Source organism: Variovorax sp. NFACC27, assembly GCF_048301545.1.
GTDB classification, from domain to species: domain Bacteria; phylum Pseudomonadota; class Gammaproteobacteria; order Burkholderiales; family Burkholderiaceae_C; genus Variovorax; species Variovorax gossypii.
Window position 1 is genome coordinate 750,175 of the sequence record NZ_CP157613.1, and the last position, 25,595, is coordinate 775,769.

At 69.4% G+C, this 25,595-nt stretch carries 24 protein-coding genes and 1 pseudogene; 15 read left to right on the plus strand and 10 right to left on the minus strand.

Annotated elements, in window-relative coordinates; translation table 11 throughout:
- The first annotated feature begins 22 nt into the window (after positions 1-22).
- The 6 genes from ABL840_RS03435 to ABL840_RS03460 are packed head-to-tail and all read left to right on the plus strand — an operon-like array spanning position 23 to position 6,278.
- Positions 23-1,402, plus strand: a complete 1,380-nt coding sequence (locus ABL840_RS03435; protein ID WP_093301591.1) for an aminotransferase class III-fold pyridoxal phosphate-dependent enzyme — start codon at positions 23-25, stop codon at positions 1,400-1,402.
- Positions 1,399-2,649, plus strand: a complete 1,251-nt coding sequence (locus ABL840_RS03440; protein ID WP_093203867.1) for a Tm-1-like ATP-binding domain-containing protein — start codon at positions 1,399-1,401, stop codon at positions 2,647-2,649. The genes ABL840_RS03435 and ABL840_RS03440 overlap by 4 nt, the downstream gene beginning before the upstream one ends.
- Complete coding sequence (locus ABL840_RS03445; RefSeq protein WP_093301593.1) at positions 2,646-3,317, plus strand: HAD-IA family hydrolase; 672 nt, start codon at positions 2,646-2,648, stop codon at positions 3,315-3,317. Before ABL840_RS03440 ends, ABL840_RS03445 begins: the two co-directional genes overlap by 4 nt.
- An 11-nt stretch (positions 3,318-3,328) precedes the next feature.
- Positions 3,329-4,720, plus strand: coding sequence for a transaminase (locus ABL840_RS03450; protein ID WP_093301594.1), 1,392 nt, complete (start codon positions 3,329-3,331; stop codon positions 4,718-4,720).
- Entirely contained in the window at positions 4,717-5,511 is a 795-nt protein-coding gene (locus ABL840_RS03455; RefSeq protein WP_093301596.1) for an SDR family oxidoreductase, read from the plus strand. Before ABL840_RS03450 ends, ABL840_RS03455 begins: the two co-directional genes overlap by 4 nt.
- Entirely contained in the window at positions 5,508-6,278 is a 771-nt protein-coding gene (locus tag ABL840_RS03460) for an SDR family NAD(P)-dependent oxidoreductase (protein ID WP_093301598.1), read from the plus strand. Before ABL840_RS03455 ends, ABL840_RS03460 begins: the two co-directional genes overlap by 4 nt.
- Before the next feature lie 9 nt (positions 6,279-6,287).
- Here ABL840_RS03460 and ABL840_RS03465 read toward each other — a convergent pair whose 3' ends face one another.
- Both ABL840_RS03465 and ABL840_RS03470 read right to left on the minus strand, forming a co-directional pair.
- Positions 6,288-7,427, minus strand: coding sequence for an ABC transporter substrate-binding protein (locus ABL840_RS03465; RefSeq protein ID WP_093301600.1), 1,140 nt, complete (start codon positions 7,425-7,427; stop codon positions 6,288-6,290).
- Between the two features lie 66 nt (positions 7,428-7,493).
- Positions 7,494-9,014, minus strand: coding sequence for a DHA2 family efflux MFS transporter permease subunit (locus ABL840_RS03470; RefSeq protein WP_093301601.1), 1,521 nt, complete (start codon positions 9,012-9,014; stop codon positions 7,494-7,496).
- Between the two features lie 134 nt (positions 9,015-9,148).
- Here ABL840_RS03470 and ABL840_RS03475 point away from each other — a divergent pair, with 134 nt between their 5' ends.
- Positions 9,149-10,465: a zinc-binding metallopeptidase family protein gene (locus ABL840_RS03475; protein ID WP_093301603.1), complete on the plus strand. Its 1,317-nt coding sequence runs from the start codon at positions 9,149-9,151 to the stop codon at positions 10,463-10,465.
- Here the strand turns inward: ABL840_RS03475 and ABL840_RS03480 are convergent.
- The 4 genes from ABL840_RS03480 to ABL840_RS03495 are packed head-to-tail and all read right to left on the minus strand — an operon-like array spanning position 10,456 to position 13,222.
- Positions 10,456-10,695, minus strand: coding sequence for a cysteine-rich CWC family protein (locus tag ABL840_RS03480; protein ID WP_093203888.1), 240 nt, complete (start codon positions 10,693-10,695; stop codon positions 10,456-10,458). The two genes, ABL840_RS03475 and ABL840_RS03480, sit on opposite strands and share 10 nt — an antisense overlap.
- A complete protein-coding gene (locus tag ABL840_RS03485; protein WP_093301776.1) occupies positions 10,692-11,948 on the minus strand; it encodes a 6-phosphofructokinase in 1,257 nt (418 codons plus the stop codon). The genes ABL840_RS03480 and ABL840_RS03485 overlap by 4 nt, the downstream gene beginning before the upstream one ends.
- 57 nt (positions 11,949-12,005) lie before the next feature.
- Positions 12,006-12,821 (minus strand): enoyl-CoA hydratase-related protein, encoded by an 816-nt coding sequence (locus ABL840_RS03490; protein ID WP_093301604.1) that lies wholly within the window; start codon positions 12,819-12,821, stop codon positions 12,006-12,008.
- Between the two features lie 32 nt (positions 12,822-12,853).
- Positions 12,854-13,222 (minus strand): DUF2917 domain-containing protein, encoded by a 369-nt coding sequence (locus ABL840_RS03495; RefSeq protein ID WP_093301606.1) that lies wholly within the window; start codon positions 13,220-13,222, stop codon positions 12,854-12,856.
- Positions 13,223-13,304: 82 nt separating this feature from the next.
- On the opposite strand from ABL840_RS03495, the gene ABL840_RS03500 reads away from it, so the two are divergent.
- The gene (locus tag ABL840_RS03500) at positions 13,305-14,240 is read left to right on the plus strand and encodes a LysR substrate-binding domain-containing protein (protein WP_093301607.1); all 936 of its coding nucleotides are present in this window, start codon (positions 13,305-13,307) and stop codon (positions 14,238-14,240) included.
- Between the two features lie 30 nt (positions 14,241-14,270).
- On the opposite strand, the gene ABL840_RS03505 is transcribed toward ABL840_RS03500, so the two are convergent.
- Entirely contained in the window at positions 14,271-14,789 is a 519-nt protein-coding gene (locus ABL840_RS03505) for a fasciclin domain-containing protein (protein ID WP_418116346.1), read from the minus strand.
- 476 nt (positions 14,790-15,265) lie between these two features.
- Here ABL840_RS03505 and ABL840_RS03510 point away from each other — a divergent pair, with 476 nt between their 5' ends.
- The 3 genes from ABL840_RS03510 to ABL840_RS03520 all read left to right on the plus strand — a co-directional run bounded on the left by ABL840_RS03510 (position 15,266) and on the right by ABL840_RS03520 (position 16,778).
- On the plus strand, positions 15,266-15,493 hold the full coding sequence (locus tag ABL840_RS03510; protein ID WP_093203900.1) for a hypothetical protein: 228 nt from the start codon (positions 15,266-15,268) through the stop codon (positions 15,491-15,493).
- A complete protein-coding gene (locus ABL840_RS03515; RefSeq protein WP_093301610.1) occupies positions 15,486-16,265 on the plus strand; it encodes a hypothetical protein in 780 nt (259 codons plus the stop codon). Before ABL840_RS03510 ends, ABL840_RS03515 begins: the two co-directional genes overlap by 8 nt.
- Before the next feature lie 75 nt (positions 16,266-16,340).
- Positions 16,341-16,778, plus strand: a complete 438-nt coding sequence (locus ABL840_RS03520) for an EamA family transporter (protein WP_093204267.1) — start codon at positions 16,341-16,343, stop codon at positions 16,776-16,778.
- Here ABL840_RS03520 and ABL840_RS03525 read toward each other — a convergent pair.
- On the minus strand, positions 16,768-18,039 hold the full coding sequence (locus tag ABL840_RS03525) for an MFS transporter (RefSeq protein ID WP_093301612.1): 1,272 nt from the start codon (positions 18,037-18,039) through the stop codon (positions 16,768-16,770). The two genes, ABL840_RS03520 and ABL840_RS03525, sit on opposite strands and share 11 nt — an antisense overlap.
- Positions 18,040-18,176: 137 nt before the next feature.
- Positions 18,177-20,363 (minus strand): malate synthase G, encoded by a 2,187-nt coding sequence (locus ABL840_RS03530; RefSeq protein WP_093301613.1) that lies wholly within the window; start codon positions 20,361-20,363, stop codon positions 18,177-18,179.
- A gap of 196 nt (positions 20,364-20,559) precedes the next feature.
- Between ABL840_RS03530 and hisC the strand changes: the two are divergent.
- A pseudogene (gene hisC, locus ABL840_RS03535) lies at positions 20,560-21,549 on the plus strand (histidinol-phosphate transaminase); the annotation flags it as partial.
- Between the two features lie 66 nt (positions 21,550-21,615).
- Complete coding sequence (locus ABL840_RS03540) at positions 21,616-22,587, plus strand: Bug family tripartite tricarboxylate transporter substrate binding protein (RefSeq protein ID WP_093301616.1); 972 nt, start codon at positions 21,616-21,618, stop codon at positions 22,585-22,587.
- 9 nt (positions 22,588-22,596) lie between these two features.
- On the opposite strand, the gene ABL840_RS03545 is transcribed toward ABL840_RS03540, so the two are convergent.
- Positions 22,597-23,337, minus strand: coding sequence for an IclR family transcriptional regulator (locus ABL840_RS03545; protein ID WP_093301618.1), 741 nt, complete (start codon positions 23,335-23,337; stop codon positions 22,597-22,599).
- 126 nt (positions 23,338-23,463) lie between these two features.
- On the opposite strand from ABL840_RS03545, the gene ABL840_RS03550 reads away from it, so the two are divergent.
- The gene (locus tag ABL840_RS03550; RefSeq protein WP_093301619.1) at positions 23,464-24,399 is read left to right on the plus strand and encodes a hydroxymethylglutaryl-CoA lyase; all 936 of its coding nucleotides are present in this window, start codon (positions 23,464-23,466) and stop codon (positions 24,397-24,399) included.
- Complete coding sequence (locus tag ABL840_RS03555; RefSeq protein ID WP_093301621.1) at positions 24,392-25,594, plus strand: CaiB/BaiF CoA transferase family protein; 1,203 nt, start codon at positions 24,392-24,394, stop codon at positions 25,592-25,594. Before ABL840_RS03550 ends, ABL840_RS03555 begins: the two co-directional genes overlap by 8 nt.
- The last annotated feature ends 1 nt before the right edge of the window (position 25,595 follow it).

The window sequence follows — 25,595 nt, forward strand, 5'->3', positions numbered from 1 at the left end:
CGAAAATTTCCGGAGACAACGCATGACATCGACCGATGCCGCCGCAGTGGCGGCGCTCAAGCGCGACAACGCGCAGTACCTGTGGCATCCCATGGCCCATCCGCAGGCCATGCAGAAGACGAAACCGGACATCATCGCGCGCGGCGAGGGCTGCTGGATCTGGGACGTCGACGGCCACAGGATGCTCGACGGCGTCGGCGGCCTGTGGGCCGCGAACCTCGGCCACAGCAATAAGGCGGTGCGCGACGCCATCGTCGCGCAGCTCGACGAACTGCCCTTCTACAACGTGTTCCGCGGCACCACGCATCCGCGCGCCATCGAGCTGTCGAAGCGCATCGTGCAGACCATGGAGCCCGACGGCGTGACGGCCGTGTTCTTCAGCAACGGCGGCTCCGACGCGGTGGAAGGCGCGCTCAAGCTCGCGCGCCAGTACTGGAAGCTCAAGGGCCAGGCCGACCGCCACAAGTTCATCGCGCTGCGCCAGGGCTATCACGGCGTGCACTTCGGCGGCATGAGCGTCAACGGCAACCTCAACTTCCGCCGCGCCTACGAGCCCCTGCTGCCCGGCTGCTTCCATGTCGACACGCCATGGCTGTACCGCAACCCCTACACGCAAGACCTAGAGGAGCTCGGCGAGATCTGCGCCACGCTGCTGGAGCGCGAGATCCTGTTCCAGGGCCCCGACACCGTCGCCGCCTTCATCGCCGAGCCGATCCAGGGCGCGGGCGGCGTGATCGTGCCGCCGCCCAACTACTGGCCGCGCGTGCGCGAGATCTGCGACAAGTACGGCGTGCTGCTGATCGCCGACGAGGTCGTCACCGGCTTCGGCCGCGGCGGCGCGATGTTCGGCACGCGGCTGTGGAACGTGAAGGCCGACCTCTGGTGCCTCGCGAAGGGCATCTCCTCGGGCTACGTGCCGCTGGGCGCCACGGCCATCGGCGCCAAGGTGGCCGAGGCGTTCATGGACGACCCGACGGGACAGGCCGCGGTGGGGCACGGCTACACCTACAGCGCGCATCCGGTGGCGGCTGCTGCAGCGTTGGCCACGCTCGACCAGATCGAGGCACTCGACGTGCCCGGCAACGCCGCGCGGGTGGGCGCGCATTTCCAGGCCCGCGTGCGGCCCTTCGCCGAGCGCTTCAGCTTCGTCGGCGACGTGCGAGGCATGGGCCTGATGCTCGGCATCGAGATGGTGGCCGACAAGGCCACGCGCGCCACGCTGCCGCGCGGCAACCCGGTCGCGGCGAAGGTGGCGCAGGCCGCCTACCGGCGCGGGCTGATGGTGCGCATCTCGGGGCCGAACCTGATCCTCTCGCCGCCGCTGGTCATCACGCGCGAGGAGGTGGACTTCATGGTCGATGCGCTCGAAGGCGCATTCGCCGAGGTGGAAGCGACGCTGTGACACCGACCGTTCCGACCATCCTCCTGATCGGCACTGCCGACACCAAGAGCGCCGAGCTGCTCTTCATGCGCGAGTGCATCGAGGCCGGCGGCGGCCGTGCGGTGGTGATGGACGTGGGCGTGCTCGACGGCGCGCCCTTCGTGCCAGAGATCACCCACGTCGAAGTGGCCGCGGCGGCAGGCAAGACCGTCGCCGAAGTGGCGGCCAGCGGCGACGAGAACACCGCGATGACGCTGATGGCGCACGGCGCCGCGAAACTTGCAGCCCGCTGGCAGGCCGAGGGTCGCATCGACGGCATGCTGGCGCTGGGCGGCACCATGGGCACCGACCTCGCGCTCGACGTGGCGCAGGCGCTGCCGCTGGGCGTGCCGAAGGTGCTGGTCTCGACCATCGCCTACTCGCACCTGCTGCCGCCCGAGCGCATTCCGCCCGATCTCATCATGGTGCTGTGGGCCGGCGGTCTCTACGGCCTCAACAGCCTGTGCCGCTCGGCCCTGAGCCAGGCGGCCGGCGCGGTGCTGGGCGCCTGCCGCCAGGTGCGCGCGCCTGCCTTCGGCCGGCCGCTGGTGGGCATGACCTCGCTGGGCTCCAGCGCACTGACCTACATGAAGACGCTCAAGCCCGCGCTGGAGTCGCGCGGCTACGAGGTCGCCGTGTTCCACACCACCGGCATGGGCGGGCGTGCCTTCGAGGCACTGGCCGCCGAGGGCCGCTTCTGCGCGGTGATGGACTTCAGCCTGCAGGAGCTGGCCAACCAGCTCGGCGGCTCCTGCGTCAACGCGGGCCCCGACCGGCTGCTGGGCGCGGGCCGCGCGGGCACGCCGCAGATCGTCGCGCCGGGCGCGATCGACATGCTCGACTACCCCGCGTGGCAGCCGATGCCCGCGGGACTGGAAGGCCGGCCGGCGCACATGCACAACCGGCTGCTGGCCTCCGCGCTGAGCGCGCCCGATTTCCGACGCGGCGTCGCGGCCGAGATCGCGCGCCGGCTGGCCCGTGCCGAAGGCGCCACCTGCGTGCTGATGCCGCTGCAGGGCATCGAAGGCTGGGACCGCCCCGGTGAGCCGCTGCACGACCCCGAGGGCCTCGCGGCCTTCACCGACGGCCTGCGCGGCAGCATCGGCAATGCCACGCGGCTGATCGAGCTGGACGCACACATCAACGACGACGCCTTCTGCGACGCCGCGCTGCGCGTGTTCGACGCCTGGGTGGCCGACGGCACCGTGCCCGCGGGGAGGCCCGCATGAGCCGCGGCACGCAGGCACTCGTGCTGGACTTCGGCGGCGTCATCAGCCGCACGCTGTTCGAGACGCACGCGCTCACCGAGGAGGCACTCTCGCTGCCGCGCGGCACGCTGACCTGGCGAGGCCCCTTCGACATCGCGAGCGATCCGCTGTGGCGCGACATGCAGGCCGACAAGATCTCCGAGCGCGACTACTGGATGGCGCGCACCCGCGAAGTCGGCGCACTCGTCGGCGAGCGTTGGGACCGCATGGAAACCTTCGTGCAGCGCGCGCGCGGCGCCGACCCGGAGGCGGCGATCCGCCCCGAGGCGATCGCGGCCATCGACGCTGCGCGCCGCGCGGGCTGCAGGCTCGCGATCCTCTCCAACGAACTCGACCTGTTCTACGGCGCCGACTTCCGCAAGCGCCTGCCCTTCATGTCCGCCTTCGACGTGGTGGTGGACGCCACGCACACCGGCATCCTCAAGCCCGACGCGCGCGCCTACCTGCAATGCATCGAGCAGCTCGGCCTGAGCGCCGATGCCTGCGTGTTCGTCGACGACCAGCTGCGCAACATCGCCGGCGCCGAGCGCGTGGGCATGCGCACCGTGCACTTCGACGTGATGCATCCGGGCGCGAGCTATGCGAAGGCCCTGGCCTTGCTGGGTGTCGCTTCTTCCTCTCTCGATTGATCTTTCTTCCGATGACACCGACCTTCGAACCCACCGTGCCGCGCGAATGCGTGCAGGCCCTGATGCAGGCCGAACAGGAGCGCTACGCGCGCACCCATGCCCGCTCCGGCGAACTCTATGCCCAGGGCCAGCAGGCCTGGCTCTACGGCGCACCCTCGCACTGGATGCGCCGCTGGATCGGCGGCTGGCCGCTCTACGTGCAGGATGCGCAGCTGCCCTACGGCGCGCGCTTCGTCGACGTGGACGGCAACGGCTATGCCGACTTCTGCCTCGGCGACACCGGCGGCATGTGCGGCCACGGCCATCCGGCCATCGTCGAGGCCATGGCTCGGCAGGCGCGCGTTGGCACCTCGCTGATGCTGCCGAACGACGATGCGGCCTGGGTCGGCGACGAGCTCGCGCGCCGCTTCGGCCTGCCGTACTGGAACCTCACGACCTCGGCCTCGGACGCCAACCGCGCCTGCATACGGCTGGCGCGCATGGTCACCGGCCGGCCTCGCGTGCTGGTGTTCTCGGGCTGCTACCACGGCTCGGTGGAAGAGGCGCACGTTGAGCTGCGCGACGGCGCGGTCGCGATGCGCAACAACATCCACCCCAACGGCTTTCCGCACGACAAACTTTCGGCCGTGGTCGAGTTCAACGACCTGCCGGCGCTGGAGCGCACGCTGCGCGCCGGCGACGTGGCCTGCGTGCTGGCCGAACCCGCGATGACCAACTACGGAATGATCGCGCCCGACCCCGGCTTCCACGAGGCGCTGCGCCGCCTCACGCGCGAGACCGGCACGCTGCTCGTCATCGACGAGACTCACACCATCTCCAGCGGACCCGGCGGCTACACGCGCGAGCACGGGCTCGAGCCCGACATGTTCGTGATCGGCAAGGCCATTGCGGGCGGCATTCCCGCCGCAGCCTTCGGGCTGAGCTCGGAAACCGCCGAGCGGGTCTGGCAGGTGCTGCCCAAGCTGCATCCCACGCAGCGCCAGTCGGCACATGCCGGCTTCGGCGGCACGCTGGCGGGCAACGCGCTCACCGTGGCCGTGATGCGCGCGGTGCTCTCGCAGGTGCTCACGCCCGAGGCCTTCGAGCGCATGCGCACGCTCGCGCAGCGGCTGGCCGATGGCGTCAACGCCAGCATCGCGGAAGCGGGCCTGCCGTGGCACGCCACCAAGGTCGGCGCGCGCGTGGAAACGCTCTTCTGTCCCGACGCGCCACGCAACGCCGCCGACGTGCGCCGCACGCGCGACGGCGACCTGGAGGCGCTGCTGCACCTCTACCTGATGAACCGGGGCGTGCTCATCACGCCCTTCCACAACATGATGCTGTGCTGCCCGGGCACCACAGAGCGCGAGGTGGACGAGCACAACGCGGCCTTCGCCGAGTTCGTGCGGGAGTGCAGGGGATGAGCGCGGGCGATCCCTTCGGGCTCGAAGGCAAGGTCGCGCTCGTCACCGGCGGCGGGCGCGGCATCGGCGCGGCCATCGCGCAGGTGTTCGCCGAGGCCGGTGCCTCGGTACTGATCGCCAACCGCACCGGCAGCGCGGGCGAGGCGGTGGCGGCTGCGCTGCGAGAGCGTGGCCTTCGCGCACAGGCGCTGGCCTGCGACATCGGCCGTCGCGACGAGGTCGAACGCGCCGTGGCCGAGGCGGCGCGCATCTTCGGCGCGCTCGACATCGTGGTCCACAACGCGGCCGTGAACCCCTGGGCCGCGATCGACGCGATGAGCGACGATCAGCTCGAGCAGACGCTCGCCGTGAACCTCAAGGCCTGTTTCTGGCTTGCGCAGGCGGCGGTGCCGCACATGCGCGCGCGCGGCGGCGGGCGGTTGCTGGTCACTTCGTCGGTCACGGGGCCGCGCGTGGCGATGCCGGGCAGCGCGCACTACGCGGCGAGCAAGGCGGGCGTGAACGGCTTCATCCGCACTGCTGCGCTGGAGTACGCGCGAGAGGGCATCACCGTCAACGGCGTGGAGCCGGGCTACATCGCCAAGCAGGGCGGCTCGCTGCTGTCCGACCCGGCGAAGGCGGCGCGCATCGCGCGGCACATTCCGGCCGGCGAACTGGGGCGGCCCGAGGACATCGCGTACGCGATGCGCTTCCTGGCCAGCCCGGCGGCGCGCTACATCACGGGGCAGACCATCGTGGTCGATGGCGGCTCCACGCTGCCCGAGAGCCCGTTCTTCGCGGAGCAGGCATGACCGGGCGCCTGCAGGGCAAGGCCTGCCTGGTGGTCGGCGCAGCCACCGGCATCGGTGCCGCCATCGCTGCACGCTTCGCCGCCGAGGGCGCACGCGTCGCGGTGGCCGGCTGGCCCAGGCCGCAGCCCGTAGGCGAGGGCCCGGCCTTCGATTGCGACGTGACCGACGACGAGGCAGTTCGCGCCACCGTGGCAGCGGTGCAGGCCGCCTTCGGCCGCCTCGACGTGCTGGTGAACTGCGCAGGCATCGTGCGCAACGACGACGCGGCCGACATCGACGACGACGACTGGTGGCGCCTGCACGAGGTCAACCTCGGCGGCACCATGCGCTGCCAGCGCGCGGTGCTGCCCGGCATGGTGGCTCAAGGTGGCGGCGCTATCGTCAACATCGCCTCGGTCGCGGCCTTCAATGCCGGGGCTGGCATGGCGAGCTACGCCGCGAGCAAGGCCGGCGTGGTCGCGCTCACGCGTTCGGCGGCGCAGGCCTACGGGCCGAAGGGCGTGCGCGTGAATGCGCTGTGCCCCGGCTGGGTCGATACGCCGATGAGCCGGCAGGAGATGCGCGACCTCGCGGCCGAGCGCGGCATCGACGAGAGCGCCGCGCACGCCCAGACGGTGGCGCGCATCGCGCTGGGCCGCATGGCCACGCCCCAGGAGATGGCGGCCGTGTGCCTGTTCCTTGCGAGCGACGAGGCTTCGTTCGTCACCGGCGCTGCGCTGGTGGCCGACGGCGGTGCTCGGGTGCCTGCGGCGGCGCGGGCCGCGTGAGGGGCGTTCCTAGCGCAGGAACTTGCCTTCCTTCGTCACGCGCACCATCTCGATGAAGCGCGAGCCGGTGTTGCTGGCGCCGGTGAAGTCGATCTCCATGTTGCTCATGCGCAGCTTCATGGCCTTGAGCGTGGCGTGCAGCTTGGCGCGCGTGAGGTCGCGGCCGGTGCGGCGCAGGGCCTCGATCATCACCATCGCGTTCACGTAGCCCTCGTAGCTCAGGTAGCCGATGTCCACCTTGGCGCGCTCGGCGAGCTGGCGGTATTCCTTGGCACCGGCGTCGACCTCGCTCCAGGGGTACGGCACGATCTGAGAGATGGCGAGGCCGCTGGTCTTGTCGCCCACCAGCTTCGCGGTGACGTCGCCCGGCACGATCGACATGCCGTAGAACATCTGGCGCCCGCCCGCGGCCCACGCGGCTTTCATCACCTCGCCGCCGATGCCGCCGCCCAGGTACATGATCACGGCCTGCGCCTTGCTGTCGGCCAGTGCCTTGCCGGACGCCTCGTTGGTGGTGCCGTCGCCCTTCACCGCCACCAGCGCCTCGGGCTTCAGCTTCAGCGCGGTCAGTGCATCGCCGACGAGCTTGGCGACCTCCGCGCCGCCCGGGTTGTCGAGATAGGCCACGGCGATGCGCGAGACGCCGATGGTCGTCAGGTGCTGCACCAGCGCCTGGGCCTCGCGGGCGAAGGTGGCGCGCACGAAGTAGCCGGCGCCGCCGACCTTCTCGCGGGCCGAATCCGATACCGCGTAGCCGCCCACCGTCGGCGCGCCGCTCTGGTTCAGCACCTTGGCCCCCGCGGCGGTGGTGGCGGAGCCGACACAGCCGAAGAAGGCGAAGACGCGATGTTCCGCCAGCAGCTTTTCGTAGTTGGCGACGGCCTTCTCGGGCTTCAGCTCGTCGTCGAGCGAGACAAGCCTGATCTTGCGGCCCGACAACCCGCCCTGCGCATTGACCGCGTCGAAGGCCAGCCCTGCGCCGGCCATCACGACCTTGACCGGCACGCCCAGCGGGCCGCTCAGGATGCCGGTGTGGCCGAGGACGATCTCGCTGTCGGTGACGCCGTTCTCGGCGGCCAGGGAGGATGAAAGCGGGCCGAGGCCGGCCACTGCCGCAGCCGAGGCGGCGATGAAGTTTCTACGGTGCATTGGGGGCTGATTGCGATACAACTTATAACAATTGAATGCGAAAGCCCCGTCTTCCGCCGCCGGGGTTTACCCCGTGTTGCGCGGCGGCCCCGCCGGCTTCACGGGTTCCGCGGGCCCCTGGTGCAACTGCCAGGCCGCGCAGACCGCCAGCGCGCAAAGCCCGGCCAGCATCGCGAAAACCTCGTCGAAGGCTGCCAGCCGCGCCGGGCTGCTCATCGGGTTGGCCAGCGAATCGCCGTGCGCCGCGAGGCGCCACTCGAGCACGATGGCGCACAGGCTCACGCCGGCCGCGCCGCCCAGCATGCGCACGAAGTTGATCGCGCTCGCGCCCTGCGGGATCAGCGGCTTGGCCAGCGGCCGCATCGAGCCCAGGTTGAGCGAGGGCAGGATGAAGCCCAGCCCGATGCGCCCGATGATGGCGAAGGCCACCAGCAGCCACAGCGCGCTGTCGAGCCGCAGCACCATCATCAGCGCGAACGAGGCCGCCAGCAGCGCGAGGCCGATGGTCACCAGCACCCAGGTCGGGTGCTTGTCGGCCAGCCGGCCCACGCCGGCGATGGTGAGCGCCAGCACGATGCCCGCCGGCAGCAGGATGGTGCCCACGTGCGAGGCCGACAGATGCAGCCCCACCTGCATGTACACCGGCAGCAGGTAGGTCGAGCCGAACAGCGCCGTGCCGTAGATGAAGGCGACCACGCTGCCCATCGCGAACTGCCGGTAGCGGAAGAGCGCTAGGTTCATCAGCGGCGTGCCGCCCGAAGCAGCCAGGCGGCGCTGCCACCACACGAAGATGCCGAACGAGGCCAGCGCGCCCGCCAGCAGCAGCGCCGCCTGCAATGGCGAATCGCCGCGCAGCGCCACCAGGCCGTTCAGCAGGCACAGCGTGCCGACCGTGCCCAGCGCCAGTCCGCGCGCATCGAGGCCGTCGCCGCGCGTGGCGGCCACGCCGCCGGGCGCGGTCTTGGGCACGAACTTGTAGGCCAGCCAGAGAGAGGCCAGGCAGAACGGAACCACCATGAAGAAGATCGAGCGCCAGCCGAACAGATCGACCAGCACCCCGCCGATGCTCGGCCCGATGGCCGGCGCCAGCACCACGCCCATGCCGAAGATGCCGCTCGCGCGCCCCTGCTCGTGCGGCTCGAAGGCGCGCAGGATGATGATGGCCGGAATGGGCTGCACCACGCCCGCCGCCAGCCCCTCGGCCACGCGCGCGAACAGCACCAGCGAGAAGTCGTTGGCCACGCCGCCCACGATGCCGCCCACCAGCAGCAGGAGCATCGTGCCCACGTAGGTGCGCCGGTAGCCGTAGCGCGACAGCAGCCACGGCGTGGTGAGCATCGACACCGTCATCGCCACCATGAAGCCCGAACTCACCCACTGCGCGCGCTCCTGGCCGAGCGAGAAGTGATGGCTCATTCCGGGGATCGCCACGTTGACGATGGTCGAGGACATGATCGACGCCATCGTTCCCACCATCACGGAAAGTAGCAGGTACCAGCGGTAGCGTTCGCCATAGCGCTGGCGCATCGTGCCGATGGAGGGCGGGGCCGGCGTGGTCGCGGCTTCTTGGGGCTGTGGGGAGGTCATGGGGCGGCGGAATGTCTCGGGTCCGTCGTCCTACAAGCATATCGGGCTTTGCGTGGCGGCAAATGAAAGGGGCGGCCGCAAAATCGGTCCGCTGTCCCCTCCGCGTCAAGAAGATCGATCAAGACAACTGCCGCATGAACGCTCCATCCGACGATCAAGCCAACGCCCAGCCGGTTGCCTCAGGCGAACTGGAAGGCGCGCCCACGCTCGCGACCGAACTCGCGGCGCCCACCGTCAGCCGCGCCTACCGCTGCCAGTGCGACCGCCCCGTCTTCCTGCGCAACAGCGAGTGCCTGGCCTGCCACACGCCGCTGGGCTACGTGATCGACCGGCTCGGCGTGATGCCGCTCGCGCCGGCTGTCGGCGAGGGCGCGCAGCCCGACACCTTCACCGTGTTCGGCGATCCGCACGGCAAGACCTACCGCCGCTGCGCGAACCTCATGACGCCCGCCGCGTGCAACTGGATGGTGCCCGCCGCGCGCGAGGGCGAGCAGTTGCCCCCCGACACCCAGGGCCTGGCGCCCGGCTACTGCCTGGCCTGCAGCGTCACGCGCACCATTCCCGATCTATCGGTGGAGGGCAACGGCGAGCTCTGGCGCAAGCTCGAGACCGCCAAGCGCCGGCTCGTCTCGCAGCTGCTGGCGCTGGGCCTGCCGGTGGTGAGCCGCCACGTCGATCCCGCGCACGGCCTGAGCTTCGACTTCCTGAGCAACGTGCCCGGCGGCCCGCACGTCATGACCGGCCACCAGCACGGCGTGATCACCCTCAACGCCGAGGAGGCCGAGGACGCCGTGCGCGAGCGCATCCGCGCCGAGATGCGCGAGCCCTACCGCACTCTGCTGGGCCACTTCCGCCACGAGATCGGCCACTACTACTGGGACCTGCTGGTGCAGCCCACGCAGTGGATCGACGACTTCCGCGCCCTCTTCGGCGACGAGCGCGCCGACTACGCCGCCGCGCTGCAGACGCACTACGAGCAGGGCCCGCCGCCCGACTGGGCCGACCGCTTCGTGAGCAGCTACGCGAGCACGCACCCGTGGGAAGACTGGGCCGAGACCTGGGCCCACTACCTGCACATGGCCGACACGGCCGATACCGCGATGAGCTTCGGCGTCGACGCCACCAACGTCGAACTCGCGAGCGACCTGTTCACCCTCGACGACCTCTGGCAGCCGGACGACCCCGACGCTGGCAAGTTCCTCGACTTCGTCAACGGCTGGGTGCTGCTCACCAACGTGCTCAACGAGCTGTCGCGCAGCATGGGGCAGCCCGACTACTACCCCTTCGTGATGCCGCGCGTGGCAGTGGGCAAGCTGCAGTTCATCCACCGCGTGGTCACGCAGCAGCGGCCGGGCGATGCGCCGTCGATGGTGGTGGCGGCCGACGTGGCCGAGGCTGCGCAGGCGCAGCCGCAGGCAGAGGCACAGCAGCAGAGCCTTGGTCAGTCCTGAGACTGAGGAGCCGCGCCCGTCGCGCAGCGCATGCAGATGCATGCCAGCCCGCGCATTTCTTCCGGCAGGTTGGTGAGCGGCGCCTTGCTGAAGTCGACCTGCATGCACCAGCACGGCGGCTGCGCCTGCCCGGTCTCGCGCTCGATCTCCATCGCGCAGCGGTTCAACTCGCCGCACAGCGGGCAGCGCGTGGCGTCGATCAGGCCGGGAACGGCCTCCGTGGTCATCATGAAATCTCGAAGGCCGGCAGCTTCTTCGCGACGATGTCGTTGCGCAGCGTCGCGTACACCGGCAGCCCGCCGCTGTAGGCGGGGTAGTCCTCGCCCTCGATCAGCGGCAGCAGGTAGCGGCGGCACTTCTCGGTGATGCCGTAGCCGTCGTCGGAGATGAAGTCGCGCGGCATCGGCTTCTCGACGTTCGCGACCGATTCGAGCGGCGCGCTGCCGATGCGGTATGCGTACGGAACGTCGGAGATGCGCTCGATGGTCGGCATCACCGCGTTGCGGCCTTCCAGCGCGAGTTCGACCGCGCGCTGCCCGAGTTCGTAGGCCTGCCGCACGTCGGTGGCCGATGCGATGTGCCGCGCGGCGCGCTGCAGGTAGTCGGCCACGGCCCAGTGGAACTTGTGGCCCAGCGCTTCCTTGATCATCTGCGCCACCACCGGCGCGGCACCGCCCAGCTGCGCATGGCCGAAGGCGTCGCGCGTGCCCTGCTCCGCAAGGAAGGTGCCGTCGGGGTGATGGCAGCCTTCGGACACGACCACCGAGCAGTAGCCGTGCCGCTTCACCAGCTCGTCGACGCGCGCGAGGAAGCGCGCCTTGTCGAACTCGATCTCGGGGAACAGCACCACCACCGGAATGCCCTGGTCCGAGGCCAGGCCGCCGGCCGCCGCGATCCAGCCCGCGTGCCGGCCCATCACCTCGAGCACGAACACCTTGGTGGAGGTGGCCGCCATCGAGCGCACGTCGAACGAGGCCTCGATGGTCGACACCGCCACGTACTTCGCGACCGAGCCGAAGCCGGGGCAGCAGTCGGTCAGCGGCAGGTCGTTGTCGATGGTCTTGGGCACGTGGATGGCCTGCAGCGCATAGCCCATCGACTGCGAGAGCTGGCTCACCTTGAAGCAGGTGTCGGCCGAATCGCCGCCGCCGTTGTAGAAGAAGTAGCCGATGCCGTGCGCCTTGAACACCTCGATCAGCCGCTCGTACTCGCGGCGGTTCTTCTCCAGCGACTTGAGCTTGTAGCGGCAGGAGCCGAAGGCGCCCGAGGGCGTGGTGCGCAGCGCCGCGATGGCTTCGGTCGATTCGGCGCCGGTGTCGATCAGTTCCTCGGCCAGCGCGCCGATGATGCCGTTGCGTCCGGCGTAGAGCTTGCCGATGCGGTCGGGGTGCCGGCGCGCCGTTTCGATCACGCCGCAGGCCGAGGCGTTGATGACCGAGGTGACGCCGCCCGACTGGGCGTAGAAGGCGTTGGGGATGGGCATGCGCGGCATTGTCCTGCAGCCCCCCGGCCGGCGCCAGTGCACGCCGGTGTCGGATTGTCAGCGGCTCTCGAAGACCGGCGGGCGCTTCTGCAGGAAGGCGCTCACGCCTTCGCGGAAGCTGGGCCGGTCGATCAGCTCGCGCTGGCGTTCGCTCTCGTAGTGCAGCTGTTCCTTCAGCGTGTGGCGCTCGGAGGCCTCGAAGGCTTCGCGCGCCTCGATCACCGCATGCGCCGGCAGGCGGGCGAGGCGCTGCGCGATGCCCCTGGCCTCTTCGAGCAGCTGCTCGTCGTCCACGCAGGCCCAGATCAGGCCCCACTGCACCGCGCGGCCCGCGCCCACGCGCTCGTCGAGCAGCGCCATGCCCATGGCGCGTGCACGGCCGGCTCGGCGCGGAATGGCCCAGGTGCAGCCCAGGTCGGGCACGATGCCCAGCTTCGGCAGGAAGGGCAGGTAGAAGTAGGCGCTGCGCGCCGCGATGGTCACGTCGGCCGCGAGCGCCAGGCCCACGCCCGCGCCGGCGGCCGGGCCGTTCACCGCGGCCACCACCGGCACCGGCAACGTGCGCAGCGTCTCGATCAGCGGGTTGCTCAGGCTCTGCATCCACTCGGCGGTCTGCGTGCCGAGCGATTTGCCTTCCTCGGGCGGCGTCATCGCGCTCAGGTCGGCGCCCACGCAGAAGGCCTTGCCGGCGCCCGTGAGGATCACGGCGCGCACCGAGCGGTCGTCGCGGATGCGCTCCAGCGCGTCGCGCAGTTCGACCTGCAGGTCGCGCGCGATGGGGTTGAGCTTGGCGGGCAGGTTCAGCGTCAGCGTCGCGATGCCGTCGGCCTGCTCCTGGAGGATGAAGGGTTGTGGGGTCGTGTCGGAACTCATGGCATCGATGGTTCGATGCGCACGGGGGCCGGTCAAGCCGGGGACAACCCGTGTGGCAGCAGTCGCCGGGGCGACCATGCGCGCGGAGAAGGCGCGGGCAGCGGCATGGCGGCCGGCCGGGCGTCCGACACGGTGATGCACGACGATTCCAGCGCCGACACCAGCACGCGCCGGTGATCGCTGCTCTCGAAGCGCTCGCCGGGCTCCAGCACGATGTCGCGCGTGTCGCGGTCGATCGTGACCCATACCGAGCCGCTGCGGCATTCGATGCCAACGCCCGCGCCGTCGGGCACGGCGAAGACCGAGCGCTTCGGCAGGCTCACGTGGAAGCGGGAAGTGCTGGACGAGAAAGTCACGGAGGGAGAGGAAGAAGAGGCGGTGGAAGAGGGCGAGGTGCTCATGGCAAGCTCCATTGCATTCACTATGCGAATGAATATAGTGAGCCGGATCCCTCTTTGCACACGGTAATTCGGAACTCGTTGCATGCGTACAGAGAATGTGAAAGCCGTCGGAGCCACCGGCGGCGAGTTGCCGCCGCTGGAGCTGCTGCGCAGTTTCGAGGCGGCCGCGCGCCGGCTGAGCTTCACGCTGGCGGCCGCCGAGCTGCACCTCACGCAGTCGGCCGTGAGCCGGCAGATCCAGCAGCTCGAGGCCAGCCTGGGCGTGTTGTTGTTCGAGCGGCGCCATCGCGCGCTGTCGCTCACCGAGGCCGGCGGCGTGCTGCAGCGCGCCGTCACCGACAGCCTCGAGCGCCTGCGCGACGCCACGGCGCGGGTGCGTGCGAGTTCGGCGCCGCGCCAGGTGGCGATCACCACCACGCCGGGCTTCGCGTCGATCTGGCTCATTCCGAAGCTGGCGCGCTTCACCGGCAGCCATCCGCAGGTGGACGTGCGCGTGTCGGCCACGCTCGACGTGCTCGATCTGGAAAGCAGCCGCATCGACCTGGCGGTGCGCTTCGTGCCCGTGGGCCGCGGCATCGGGCCGGCGCTGTTCGAGGAGTCGGTGATCCCGCTGTGTTCGCCGCAGGTGGCCGCATCGCTGCGCCAGCTCTCCGATTTCTCGAAGCTCACGCTGCTTACCGTCGAGTACCCCGACCACAGCGAAGCTCCCACGGCCGACTGGGAGCCCTGGCTCAAGGTGATGGGGCTGGAAGACCTGCGCATGAAGAGCACGCTGCGCTTCACGCAGTACGCCGATGCCGTGTCCGCCGCGGTGGCGGGGCAGGGCGTGGTGATCGGGCGGCTGCCCTTGCTGAGCGAGCTGGTGCGCGACGGCCGGCTCGTGGCGCCGCTGGGCGAGGGCGCCGCCTCGCATCGCGGCTACTTCATCGAGATGTCCAGGCGCGCCGCGGGCAACCGCGACGCGCAGGAGTTCGCGCAGTGGCTGCGCGACGAAGCCGAGGCCGCGCAGCGCGGCTGACGAAAGCGGAAAACGGAAAAAGGGGGCCGATCAGCCCGGCAGCAGCACCTTGTTCACGACGTGGATCACGCCGTTGGACTGGTAGACGTTGGCGATCGTCACCGTCGCGGTGCCGCCCTTGGCGTCGGTCACCATCACGTTGCCGCCGCTCATCGTCGCGGTGAGCGTGCCGCCGCTCGCGGTCTTCAGCGTGGCCTTGCCGCCGCCCGCGTTGATGGCGCTCATGAGCGCGGCGCCGTCGAGCTTGCCGGGCACCACGTGGTAGGTCAGCACCTTGGTCAGCGTGGGCTTGTTCTCGGGCTTGAGCAGAGTGTCGACCGTGCCCGCCGGCAAAGCGGCAAAGGCCGTGTTGGTGGGCGCGAACACGGTGAAGGGGCCGGGGCTCTTCAGCGTGCCGACGAGGTCCGCGGCCTTCACGGCGGCCACCAGCGTGGTGTGGTCCTTCGAATTCACGGCGTTGTCGACGATGTCCTTCGTCGGGTACATCGGAGCGCCGCCGACCATCGGGTTCGATGCGCCACCGCTGCTGCTGCTGCCGCTCATGCCCATGCCGCCTGCGCAGGCTGCGAGCAGGACCGAGACACTTGCTGCGATCACGAGTTTCTTCATGGAAGTCTCCTGGAAAGGTGATTGGTTCTCGAGGCTCTCTGTGGAAACCGCCAACAGCTCGGAGGCGCGACGCGCTTGAGTGGGATACGGCGCATTCGCGCAACCGGATTCACCGGGTTCAAGAAAAGCCTTGCGTAGGCTTTGCGCCACAGAGGCACATGCGGCGCTTGCACATCGCATGCGCGATCGACAGAATCCGCCCTTCGTTTTTCAGCAACAGTTTTTGCTCCCTTCGCGCCCGGCGACGACCAACCTCCCTGGCGACACATCAATCCAATGAACCGTTACCTGAACACCTGATCCGCACACCGACCGCCCCGGCCGGATGTGCATTCCACGCACCCGCCCGAGGCCAGTCGACAAAGGCCCCGCGCAGCCATTCGCCGGGGCCTTTTTGTTTTTCGGAGTGTGTGCACATGAGTGCTCAACGAAAGGCCCGCGACGACGACAAGCGTCTGGGCCGGTTCTATTTTTCGGTGCCGAATGCGGCACCTCGCAATCCCGTGGTGGCCGCGCTGGCGCGCCGCGAAGCAAGCCAGAAGGCGGGGCGCCACCTGCGCACCCACAGCGCCGAGCGGCGCGCGCAGAAGGTGGCGCTGCAGAAGGCAGCGCGCGACTTCAGGGGGAGGAGCGACGATGCGTGACGACATGGACAAGGTCATCGTCGAGCGGCCGCGCCGCGGTGGCGGCGTGCAGGGCGATGGGCGCAAGTGGCGCAACAGCAAGGAGCGTGGTTCGCACCTCGGCATGAAGCGCGGCTACGGCCGCACCAAGTGGCTCAACGAGAATCTCGCGCCGCTCAAGCGTTGGCTGCACAAGCAGGTGCACCGGCCATGGGACAAGGTCTACGCGGAACTGTGCAGCGGCATCGATCGCCGCAGCACGGTGCAGGCGCACATCTTTGAACACATCGACGACTTCGTCGAACGCGCAGCGGTGCTGCGCGATGGCGAAGTGTGGGTGCGGGCACGCTGGTGGAGCGACGGCAGTCGCGCGCCGTTGCATCAGGCTTCGCATGTCGAACTGTTCGTGCATCCGGTCACCGGCATCCTGCTGCCCAACCGGCGTCTCGCCCAGGCCCGGCAATGGGCTCGCGGCGAGAGCGATGAGAGGAGCGGAAAGAAGCCACATGCGTCTTTCATCGCGATCGACGAACTCACGCAATGGCACTGCGTGAACGGCGACTGGTTCGAGATCACGCTGGCGCTTACGCCGCCGATGAAGGCTCCGGGCGTCTGGGAGAAGCGTTTCGACGCGCTGCGGCGCTGCTTCGTCAAGACCACCTGCACATGGGGTCGACCGGAGTTCGGCGTATCGAGCAACCAGGCCATGTACGGGCGACCGGATGTCTATGCCGCGACCAAGCGCCAGTTGAGCCGCAAGGAGATCCGGGCGAGGCTGGGTGAAGACGCCTGAGCCGCTCGTCAGCTAGCGACAAGTCGCGTCGCGCATGATGGAGGCGCCCGCGTTGTCGTCGATGAAAGAAGCACCATGAACCTCACCGCCTCCAACTGGTTCCTCTGGGCCGTCCTGTCGGCCGTCTTCGCCGCGCTGACGGCCATCCTCGCCAAGCTGGGCCTGGCCGGCGTCGATTCCGACATGGCCACGCTGGTGCGCACCGTGGTGATCTTCGCGGTGCTCCTGGTCTTCGTGAACGCCACCGGCAAGTGGACGAACCCGCTGCAGCTGTCGCCGCGCACCTGGCTCTTTCTCGTTCTCTCGGGGCTCGCGACGGGCGCGTCGTGGGTCTGCTACTTCCGCGCGCTGAAGATGGGCAATGCCTCTCAGGTTGCGCCGGTCGACAAGCTCAGCGTGGTGCTGGTGGTGCTCTTCGCGGTGATGTTCCTCGGCGAGCGCCCCTCCGGCCGCGAATGGGCCGGTGTCGCGATGATCGCTGGCGGCGTGCTGATGCTGGCGATCAAGCGCTGAGCTGCGCCGCCGTCCGTGCGGGTGCGCGCGGCAGCAGGAAGAACGCCATGGTGCCGGCGGCCAGCATGCCCGCGACGGTGAGGAACACCGCGCGGAACGGCTCGACGCCATTCGCCACGGCCCACGACGCGGCCACGCCGGTGGTCCACTGCATCAGCGAGACGCCGAGGAACATGGCCATGTTCATCAGCGCCATCGCGCGGCCCGTCATGGCGGCCGGGTAGGCGTTCTTGGTGTACGCGTACTGCAGCACGCTGTAGCCGGAGAGCAGGCCATAGATGATCGGAAGGCCGATGTCGACCGCACGCGAATGCGTCAGCGCCATCGCGCCGAACATCAGCGTGCCGGCGAGCGCGCAGCCCATCATCCAGCGCGTACGCCGCGCGCCGCCCGGGTCCATGCGGCCGAAGAGCGTGGGGCTGATCATGCCGGCGACAGTCATCACCAGCGCGACGTTGCCGCTCGCCACCAGCGAGAGGCCGTGGCGGTCGTGCAGCACCGGTCCGAGCCACAGGCCGCGCAGCGTGATGAAGGCGGCGTACGACACGCAGGCGAAGCACAGCAGCCCCAGCGTGTGGGGCATGGCGAACAGCGGCAGCAGCTCGCGCACGGCCTTGCGCAGCGACTGGCGCTCGGTCTGTCCCGCGGGTGCTTGGTCCGTAGGGCGCGCAGGCTCGTGCACGCGCCAGGAGATGAGCAGCCACGAAAGCACCGCGAATGCCGCCAGCACCGCATAGCCCACGCGCCACGACGAAGCCTCGATCAGCAGCGCCAGCGGCGTGCCCGTGAACAGGATGCCCATGCCGGCGAGGCTCATCACCAGGCCCGACATCGCGGTGAAGCGCGATGCGTCGAAGTGCCGCGCGATGAACACGGTGCAGGCCAGGAAGGCCGGCGCGCATCCCACGCCGATCAGCGCCTGCCCCAGCAGCAGCGCGTGGAAGTTCGGCGCCATCGCGCACAGCACCGCGCCCGCGATGGCCAGCGGAAAGGCGGTCAGCACCGTGCGGCGCACGCCGAACATGTCGATCGACACGCCCATCGCGAGCTGCATGATCCCGAACATGAAGTGGAAGGTGCCCGCCCAGGTGCCGAGCTGCTGCGGCGTCAGCCCGAAGTGGCTGGTGAGCGGCGTGGCCATCATGGCGCCGACGGTGCGGAAGGCCTGGCTCAGTGCGAAGGCGGTGGCCAGTGCCACGAGCATGGCGGCCGCGGAAGAGGACCAGCGCGGCGGAGGCGGCGATGCCGCGTTCGTGTTCATCGAAGGGGAGGGCGGGAAGCGGAGGGAGAACCCCGTCGATGCTAACGGCATGCCGCCCATCATGCAGAACGGCGCCCGAGGGCGCCGTTCGTCTTGCATGCTTCAAGCCCGGCGTAGTGCCGGACCTGGATGGGCGATCAGGCCTCGCCCTTCACCTTCAGGCGCCATGCGTGCAGCAGCGGCTCGGTGTAGCCGCTGGGCTGCTCGATGCCCTTGAACACCAGGTCCTGCGCAGCCTTGTAGGCGGCCGAGGTCGCGAAGTTGCCGGCCATCGGCTGGTACAGCGGGTCGCCTGCGTTCTGCTCGTCGACCACCTTGGCCATGCGCTGGAAGGTCTCGTCGACCTGCGCCTTGGTCACGACGCCGTGCAGCAGCCAGTTGGCGATGTGCTGGCTGGAGATGCGCAGCGTGGCGCGGTCTTCCATCAGGCCGACGTTGTGGATGTCGGGCACCTTCGAGCAGCCCACGCCCTGGTCGATCCAGCGCACCACGTAGCCGAGGATGCCCTGCACGTTGTTGTCGATCTCCTGCTGGCGCTCTTCAGCCGTCCACTTGGCTTCGGCCGCGATCGGCACCTGCAGCAGCGCGTTGAGGATGTTGTCGCGCTCGATCACTGGGTCAGATTGGGCGGCGATCTTCTCCAGCTCCTGCTGCACCGCGGTCACGCTGACCTGGTGGTAGTGCAGCGCGTGCAGCGTGGCGGCGGTGGGCGAGGGCACCCAGGCGGTGTTGGCGCCGGCCTTGGGGTGGCCGATCTTCTGCTCGAGCATCGCGGCCATCAGGTCGGGCATGGCCCACATGCCCTTGCCGATCTGCGCCTTGCCGCGCAGGCCGCTCGACAGGCCGACCAGCACGTTGTTCTTCTCGTAGGCGCCGATCCACGCGCTGGACTTCATGTCGCCCTTGCGGATCATCGGGCCGCCCTGCATGGCGGTGTGCATCTCGTCGCCGGTGCGGTCGAGGAAGCCGGTGTTGATGAAGGCCACGCGCGCGGCGGCCTCGGCGATGCAGGCCTTCAGGTTCACGCTGGTGCGGCGTTCCTCGTCCATGATGCCCAGCTTCACGGTGTTGGCGGGCAGGCCCAGCAGCTGCTCGACGCGGCCGAACAGCTCGCTGGCGAAGGCCACTTCGGCCGGGCCGTGCATCTTCGGCTTGACGATGTAGATGCTGCCGGTGCGCGAGTTGCCCTTGCGCTTCAGGTCGATGGTGGCGATGGTGGTGGTCACCACGGCGTCGAGGATGCCTTCGGGAATCTCCTTGCCGCCGGCATACAGGATGGCCGGGTTGGTCATCAGGTGGCCCACGTTGCGCAGGAACATGAGCGAGCGGCCATGCAGCTTCACGGGCTTGCCGTCTGCGCCGGTGTACTCGCGGTCGGCGTTCAGGCCGCGCGTGAAGGTCTTGCCGCCCTTGGCGACTTCTTCCGTCAGCGTGCCTTGCACGATGCCGAGCCAGTTCGAGTACGCGACCACCTTGTCGGCTGCGTCGACAACGGCCACCGAGTCTTCCAGGTCGAGGATGGTGGAGAGCGCGGCTTCGAGCACCAGGTCGCTCACGCCGGCCGCGTCGCTCTTGCCGATGGGCGTGGAGCGGTCGATGCGGATGTCGAGGTGGATGCCGTTGTGCTTGAGCAGCACCGACGACGGCGCGGCGGCGTCACCCTGGTAGCCGATGAACTGCGAGGCATCGGCCAGGCCGGTGCTGCTGCTCTGCAGCGCGACGACCAGCTGGCCGTCCTTCACGCTGTAGCCGGTGGCGTTCTTGTGCGAGCCGTTCTGCAGCGGCGCGGCCTGGTCGAGCACGTTGCGCGCGAACTCGATGACCTTGGCGCCGCGCACCGGGTTGTAGCCCTTGCCCTTCTCGGCGCCGCCGGTCTCGGGAATCGCGTCGGTGCCGTACAGCGCGTCGTACAGCGAACCCCAGCGCGCGTTGGCGGCGTTCAGCGCATAGCGCGCGTTCAGGATCGGCACCACCAGCTGCGGGCCGGCCTGCAGCGCGAGTTCGGAGTCGACGTTCGCGGTCGTGGCCTTGGTGCCCTTGGGCTGGGGCAGCAGGTAGCCGATCTTCTCGAGGAAGGCGCGGTATGCCGGCATGTCGGCGATGGGGCCGGGGTTCTTCCTGTGCCATGCGTCGAGCTCGCTCTGCAGGCGGTCGCGTTCGGCGAGCAGGGCGATGTTCTTCGGCGCGAGGTCGCTGACGATGGCGTCGAAGCCCTTCCAGAAGACGTCGCTGGCCACGCCGCTGGCGGGGAGGACCTTGTCCTCGATGAAGCGGTGCAGCTCGGTCGCGACCTGGAGTCCGTGGGCGGTGGTGCGGGCGGTCATGGGGGTTCTCCTTGAGACAAATGCAATCCTGGGACGAACTTTATTCGATACTTTGCTGGCCAGTAAGAGCCGGAAGCGGGATTTATCCGTGACAAAAATGGAGGTAATCGATGTCGGGCGCCCTGTGGTGCAAAGGGTAGGCACTGATAAGAGCGTTGCAAGTGCCGGATATATTTAACTTCTTAAATAAAAAACGAATTCCAGTTCCATGATCCTCCTGGCCTCCAACGAAAACCCCCTCGGCATGCCCGAATCGGCCCGCCGCGCGGCCGCCGAAGCGCTCGCGGGCGCCGGCAACTACCCCGACAGCAACGGTACGGCGCTGAAGAACGCGCTGGCCGCCCGGCTCGACGTGCCGGCCGACTGGCTCACGCTGGGCAGCGGATCGAGCGAGATCCTCGAGTTGGCGGCGCAGGTGAGCCTGAAGCCGGGCGAGGGCGCCGTCTATTCGCAGTACGGCTTCATCGTCTACGCGCAGGCCACGGCGCATGCCCATGCGCACGCAACCGTCGTGCCTTCGCGCGACTTCGGCCACGACCTCGACGCGATGCGCGCCGCCATCGGCGACGACACGAAGCTGGTGTTCGTCGCCAACCCGAACAACCCGACCGGCACCTTCATCGACGCCGCGCCGCTGCTGGCCTTCCTGCAGTCGGTGCCGGCGCACGTGACGGTGCTGTTGGACGAGGCCTATACCGAATACCTGTCGCCCGCGCAGCGCTACGACAGCATCGAATGGGTGCGGCGGCTGCCCAACCTCATCGTGGCGCGCACCTTCTCCAAGGCCTTCGGGCTGGCGGGGCTGCGCATCGGCTACGGCGTGTCGCAGCCGGCGCTCACGGCGCGCATGAATGCGCAGCGCCCGCGTTTCAACGTGACGACGCCGGCGCAGGCAGCGGCGGTGGCCGCGCTGGGCGACGCGGATTTCCTCGCGCGCACCTACGAGCTCAACACGGCGGGCCGCGACCAGCTCGCGACCGGCTTCAGGGAGCTGGGCCTCGAATACGTCGCTTCGTCCGGCAATTTCCTGATGGTGCGGGTCGGCGACGCGCAGGCCGTGCATGCGCGCCTGCTGGCGGCCGGCATCGAGGTTTCGCTGCTCGGCCCTTACGGCCTGCCGGAGTGGCTGCGCGTCAGCATCGGCCTGCCGGAGCAGAACCGGGCGGTGCTGGCCGCCTTGCGCTGAGCCGAACAAGGCCGGGCTGAACCCGGCGGGTCCGACATTTCCACAACGCCACGAGGAGACAAGACCATGAAACGCCGTCAGTTCGCAGCGCAGGCCGCTGCCGCCCTTGCCGTCACGGCCGCCGCGCCGCTGGCCTTCGCGCAGCAGGACCGCACGATACGGATACTGGTCGGCTTTCCGCCGGGCGGGTCGGTGGACGTGGTGGCGCGCCTGCTGGCCGACAAGATGCGTGTTTCGCTCGGGCAGAACGTCATCATCGACAACAAGCCCGGCGCGGCGGGCCGGCTCGCGCTGGGCGAGCTCAAGCGCTCGGCGCCCGACGGCGCCACGCTGGCCTTCTCGCCCAGCGGCGCGATGGTGATCCACCCGTGGCTCTATCCGAACCTCGGCTACGACCCGGCGAAGGACTTCACGCCGATCGCCCTCGGCAGCACCTTCGACTTCGCGGTCACGGCCGGTCCGGGCGCGCCGGCTGGCGACCTGAAGGCGGTGCTAGCGTGGATGAAGGCCAATCCCGCCAAGGCGAACTACGCCACCTCGGGCGCGGGCACGGTGCCGCACTTCGCGGGACAGCTGATCGCCCAGGCCTCCGGCGTGCCGATGACGCACGTGGCCTATCGCGGCGGTGCTCCGGCGGCGCAGGACCTGATCGGCGGGCAGGTGCCGCTGATGGTCGACACGGCTTCGGAAACCATCGAGCACCATCGCGCGGGCAAGGTCCGAATCCTCGCGGTGACGGGTGAGCAGCGCAGCCGCGCACTGCCCGAGGTGCCCACGCTGAAGGAGGCGGGCATCCACGTGACGGCCGATGCCTTCTTCGGGCTGTACGGGCCGCCGGGGATGTCGCCCGAACTCGTCGCGCGCATCGACAAGGCCGTGGCCGAGGCGCTGCGGATGCCCGACGTGCAGGAAAAGATCTACGCGCTGGGGCTCGTGCCCGCGCATGCGGGGCCGGCAGAACTGGCTGCGATCCAGGCGGCGCACCTGAAGCGCTGGGAGTTGCCCATCAAGAACTCGGGCTTCAAGGCCGAGTCCTGACCCGCTGCCTCAGACCTGCCCGCTGAGGTCCTTCGCCGCGGCGCGCACCGGCTCGATGTAGCGCTCGTCGTAGCGGTGCGTGGGCATCGTCAGCGTGACCGCGGCCGCCAGGCTGCCGTCGGCATGGAACACCGGCGCCGAGATGCCGGCCAGCTCGGCGGTGCGGTCGCCCACCAGCGCGCACCAGCCCTGCGCTCGGATGGTGTCGTAGAACTTGCGTTCCTTCGCTCCGCGCGGCAGCTCGGCTTCAGGGCCGAAGGCGATCAGCACGCGCGCGCCCGCGCCGCGGTCGTTGGGCAGCAGGTCGCCGGCGCGGACGTGGTCGCGCACCACGTGCGATGAATCGACGCGGAACTGGCACAGCCGCACCCAGCTGTCGCCCTGCACCTGCCGCACGTGGTACGCCGCGCTCTCGCCGGTGGTCGCGACCAGCGCGCGCAGCACCGGCAGCACGATGCGGTCGAGCGACTGCGACGCCGTGTAGAGCCCGTGCAGCCGCGCGATCTCCATGCCCAGCGCGTAGCGGCCGTCGTCCTGGCGGCGAATCAGTCGCGCGTGCTCCAGCGACGCCAGCAGCCGCAGCACGGTGCTCTTGTAGAGCTGCGTGCGCTCGGCGAACTGCGCGAGCGACAGCGCCTCGTCGCCAGGCTGGAAGGCCGAGAGCAGGCTCAGCGCGCGGTCGACCGCGGCCGCGCCGCCGGGGGCGGCATTGAGGTCGGAGACGGATTCGGTCTGGGCTTTGCGGGGCATGACGGGAAGGAGTTGGGAGCGGCTCGGCTTGACAGTCGGGGCGGATCGACGGTCTAATTCTGTTTAACGGAATATAGTTCTGTAAGACAGAACAGTCAAGCAATTCCAGAACAGGAGACGGATTCGATGACACCCCCCGACGTCCTCATCAGCGAGGTCGGTCCGCGCGACGGCCTGCAGTCGGTCAAGGCCACCATGCCCACGGCCGACAAGCTGCGCTGGATCGACGCGCTCTACGCCGCCGGCGTGCGCGAGATCGAGGTCGCTTCCTTCGTGCCCGCGAAGCTGCTGCCGCAGATGGCCGACGCCGCCGAGGTGGTGCGCCACGCCGTCACGCTGCCCGGCCTGGTGGTGATGGCGCTGGTGCCCAACCGCAAGGGTGCGCAGGCCGCGCTCGAGGCCGGCGCGCACAAGCTCACGATGCCGGTGTCGGCCAGCGTGGCGCATTCGCTGGCCAACGTGCGCAAGACACCCACCGAGATGGTCGAGGAGGTGCGCGCCATCTCCGAGCTGCGCCGCGAGATCGCGCCGCAGGTGAGGCTCGAGGCCGGCATCTCCACCGCCTTCGGCTGCACGCTGCAGGGCCTGGTGCCCGAGGACGACGTGATCCGCCTGGCCGCGCAATGCATCGAGGCCGGTGCCGACGAATCGGGCCTGTCCGACACCGTGGGCTACGCCAACCCCGCGCAGGTGCGCCGCCTCTTCAAGCGGCTGCGCGCCGAGATCGGCAGGCACGCCGGCGCGGCCCACATGCACAACACGCGCGGCCTCGGCATCGCCAACTGCCTCGCGGCATGGGACGAGGGCGTGCGCACCTTCGACGCATCGCTGGGCGGACTCGGCGGCTGCCCCTACGCACCGGGCGCCTCGGGCAATGCCGTCACCGAAGATCTCGTCTTCATGTTCGAAGCCATGGGCGTGCGCACCGGCATCGACATCCAGAAACTCATCGCGGCGCGCGCGCCGCTCATGGCCGGCCTGCCCGGCGAACCGGTCTACGGCATGACGCCCGAGGCCGGCCTGCCGAAAGGCTTTGTCCAGGAACACATCGCTCATGTCTGAAGCCAACCCATCGTCGAACCCGCTGCCGTACGCAGGCGTGCGCGTCGTCGAGTTCACGCACATGGTCATGGGCCCGACCTGCGGCCTGCTGCTGGCCGACCTGGGCGCCGAGGTCATCAAGGTCGAGCCCATCGAGGGCGACAACACCCGCCGCCTGCTCGGTTCGGGCTCGGGCTTCTTCCCGACCTTCAACCGCAACAAGAAGAGCATCGCGCTCGACCTCAAGAAGCCCGAGGGCGTGGAAGCCGCGCTGCGCCTCATCGCCACCGCCGACATCGTCAGCGAGAACTTCAAGCCCGGCACCATGAAGAAGCTGGGGCTCGACTACGACACGCTCAGCAAGCTCAACCCGCGCCTCATCTACGTGAGCCACAAGGGCTTCCTGCCCGGCCCCTACGACCATCGCACCGCGCTCGACGAGGTGGTGCAGATGATGGGCGGCCTCGCCTACATGACCGGCCGCTCGGGCGACCCGCTGCGCGCGGGCACCAGCGTGAACGACATCATGGGCGGCATGTTCGGCGCCATCGGCGCGATGGCCGCGCTGCGCCAGCGCGACATCACGGGCAAGGGCTGCGAGGTGCAGTCGGCGCTGTTCGAGAACAACGTGTTCCTGGTGGCGCAACACATGATGCAGTTCGCCGCCACGGGCAAGGCGGCCGACCCGATGCCCAGCCGCATCTCGGCCTGGGCCGTGTACGACGTGTTCACCGTGAAGGACGGCGAGCAGATCTTCCTGGCGGCGGTGAGCGACAAGCAGTGGGCCATCTTCTGCAAGGCATTCGGTCTCGACGAGATGCTGGCCGACCCGCGCCTGAAGACCAACAACGACCGCGTGCTGGCGCGCGAATGGATGATGCCGATCCTGCGCTCGCATCTCGCGAACCACAGCGCGGCCGATCTCGCCGCGGTGTTCGAGAAGAACGAACTGCCCTTCGCGCCCATCACCAGGCCGCAGGAGCTGTTCGACGATCCGCACCTCAACGCCACCGGCGGCCTCGCGCCGGTGCGCATGAACGACGGCAGCATGGCCAAGGTGCCGCTGATGCCGTTCACGCTCGACGGCGAACGCCCGGGCATCCGCCTTCAGCCGCCGCGCGTGGGCGAGCACGGCCGCGAGCTGCTGAAGGAAGTGGGCTACAGCGACGAAGAGATCGCCGCGCTCGAAACACGACACATCACACTCGGAGACTGAC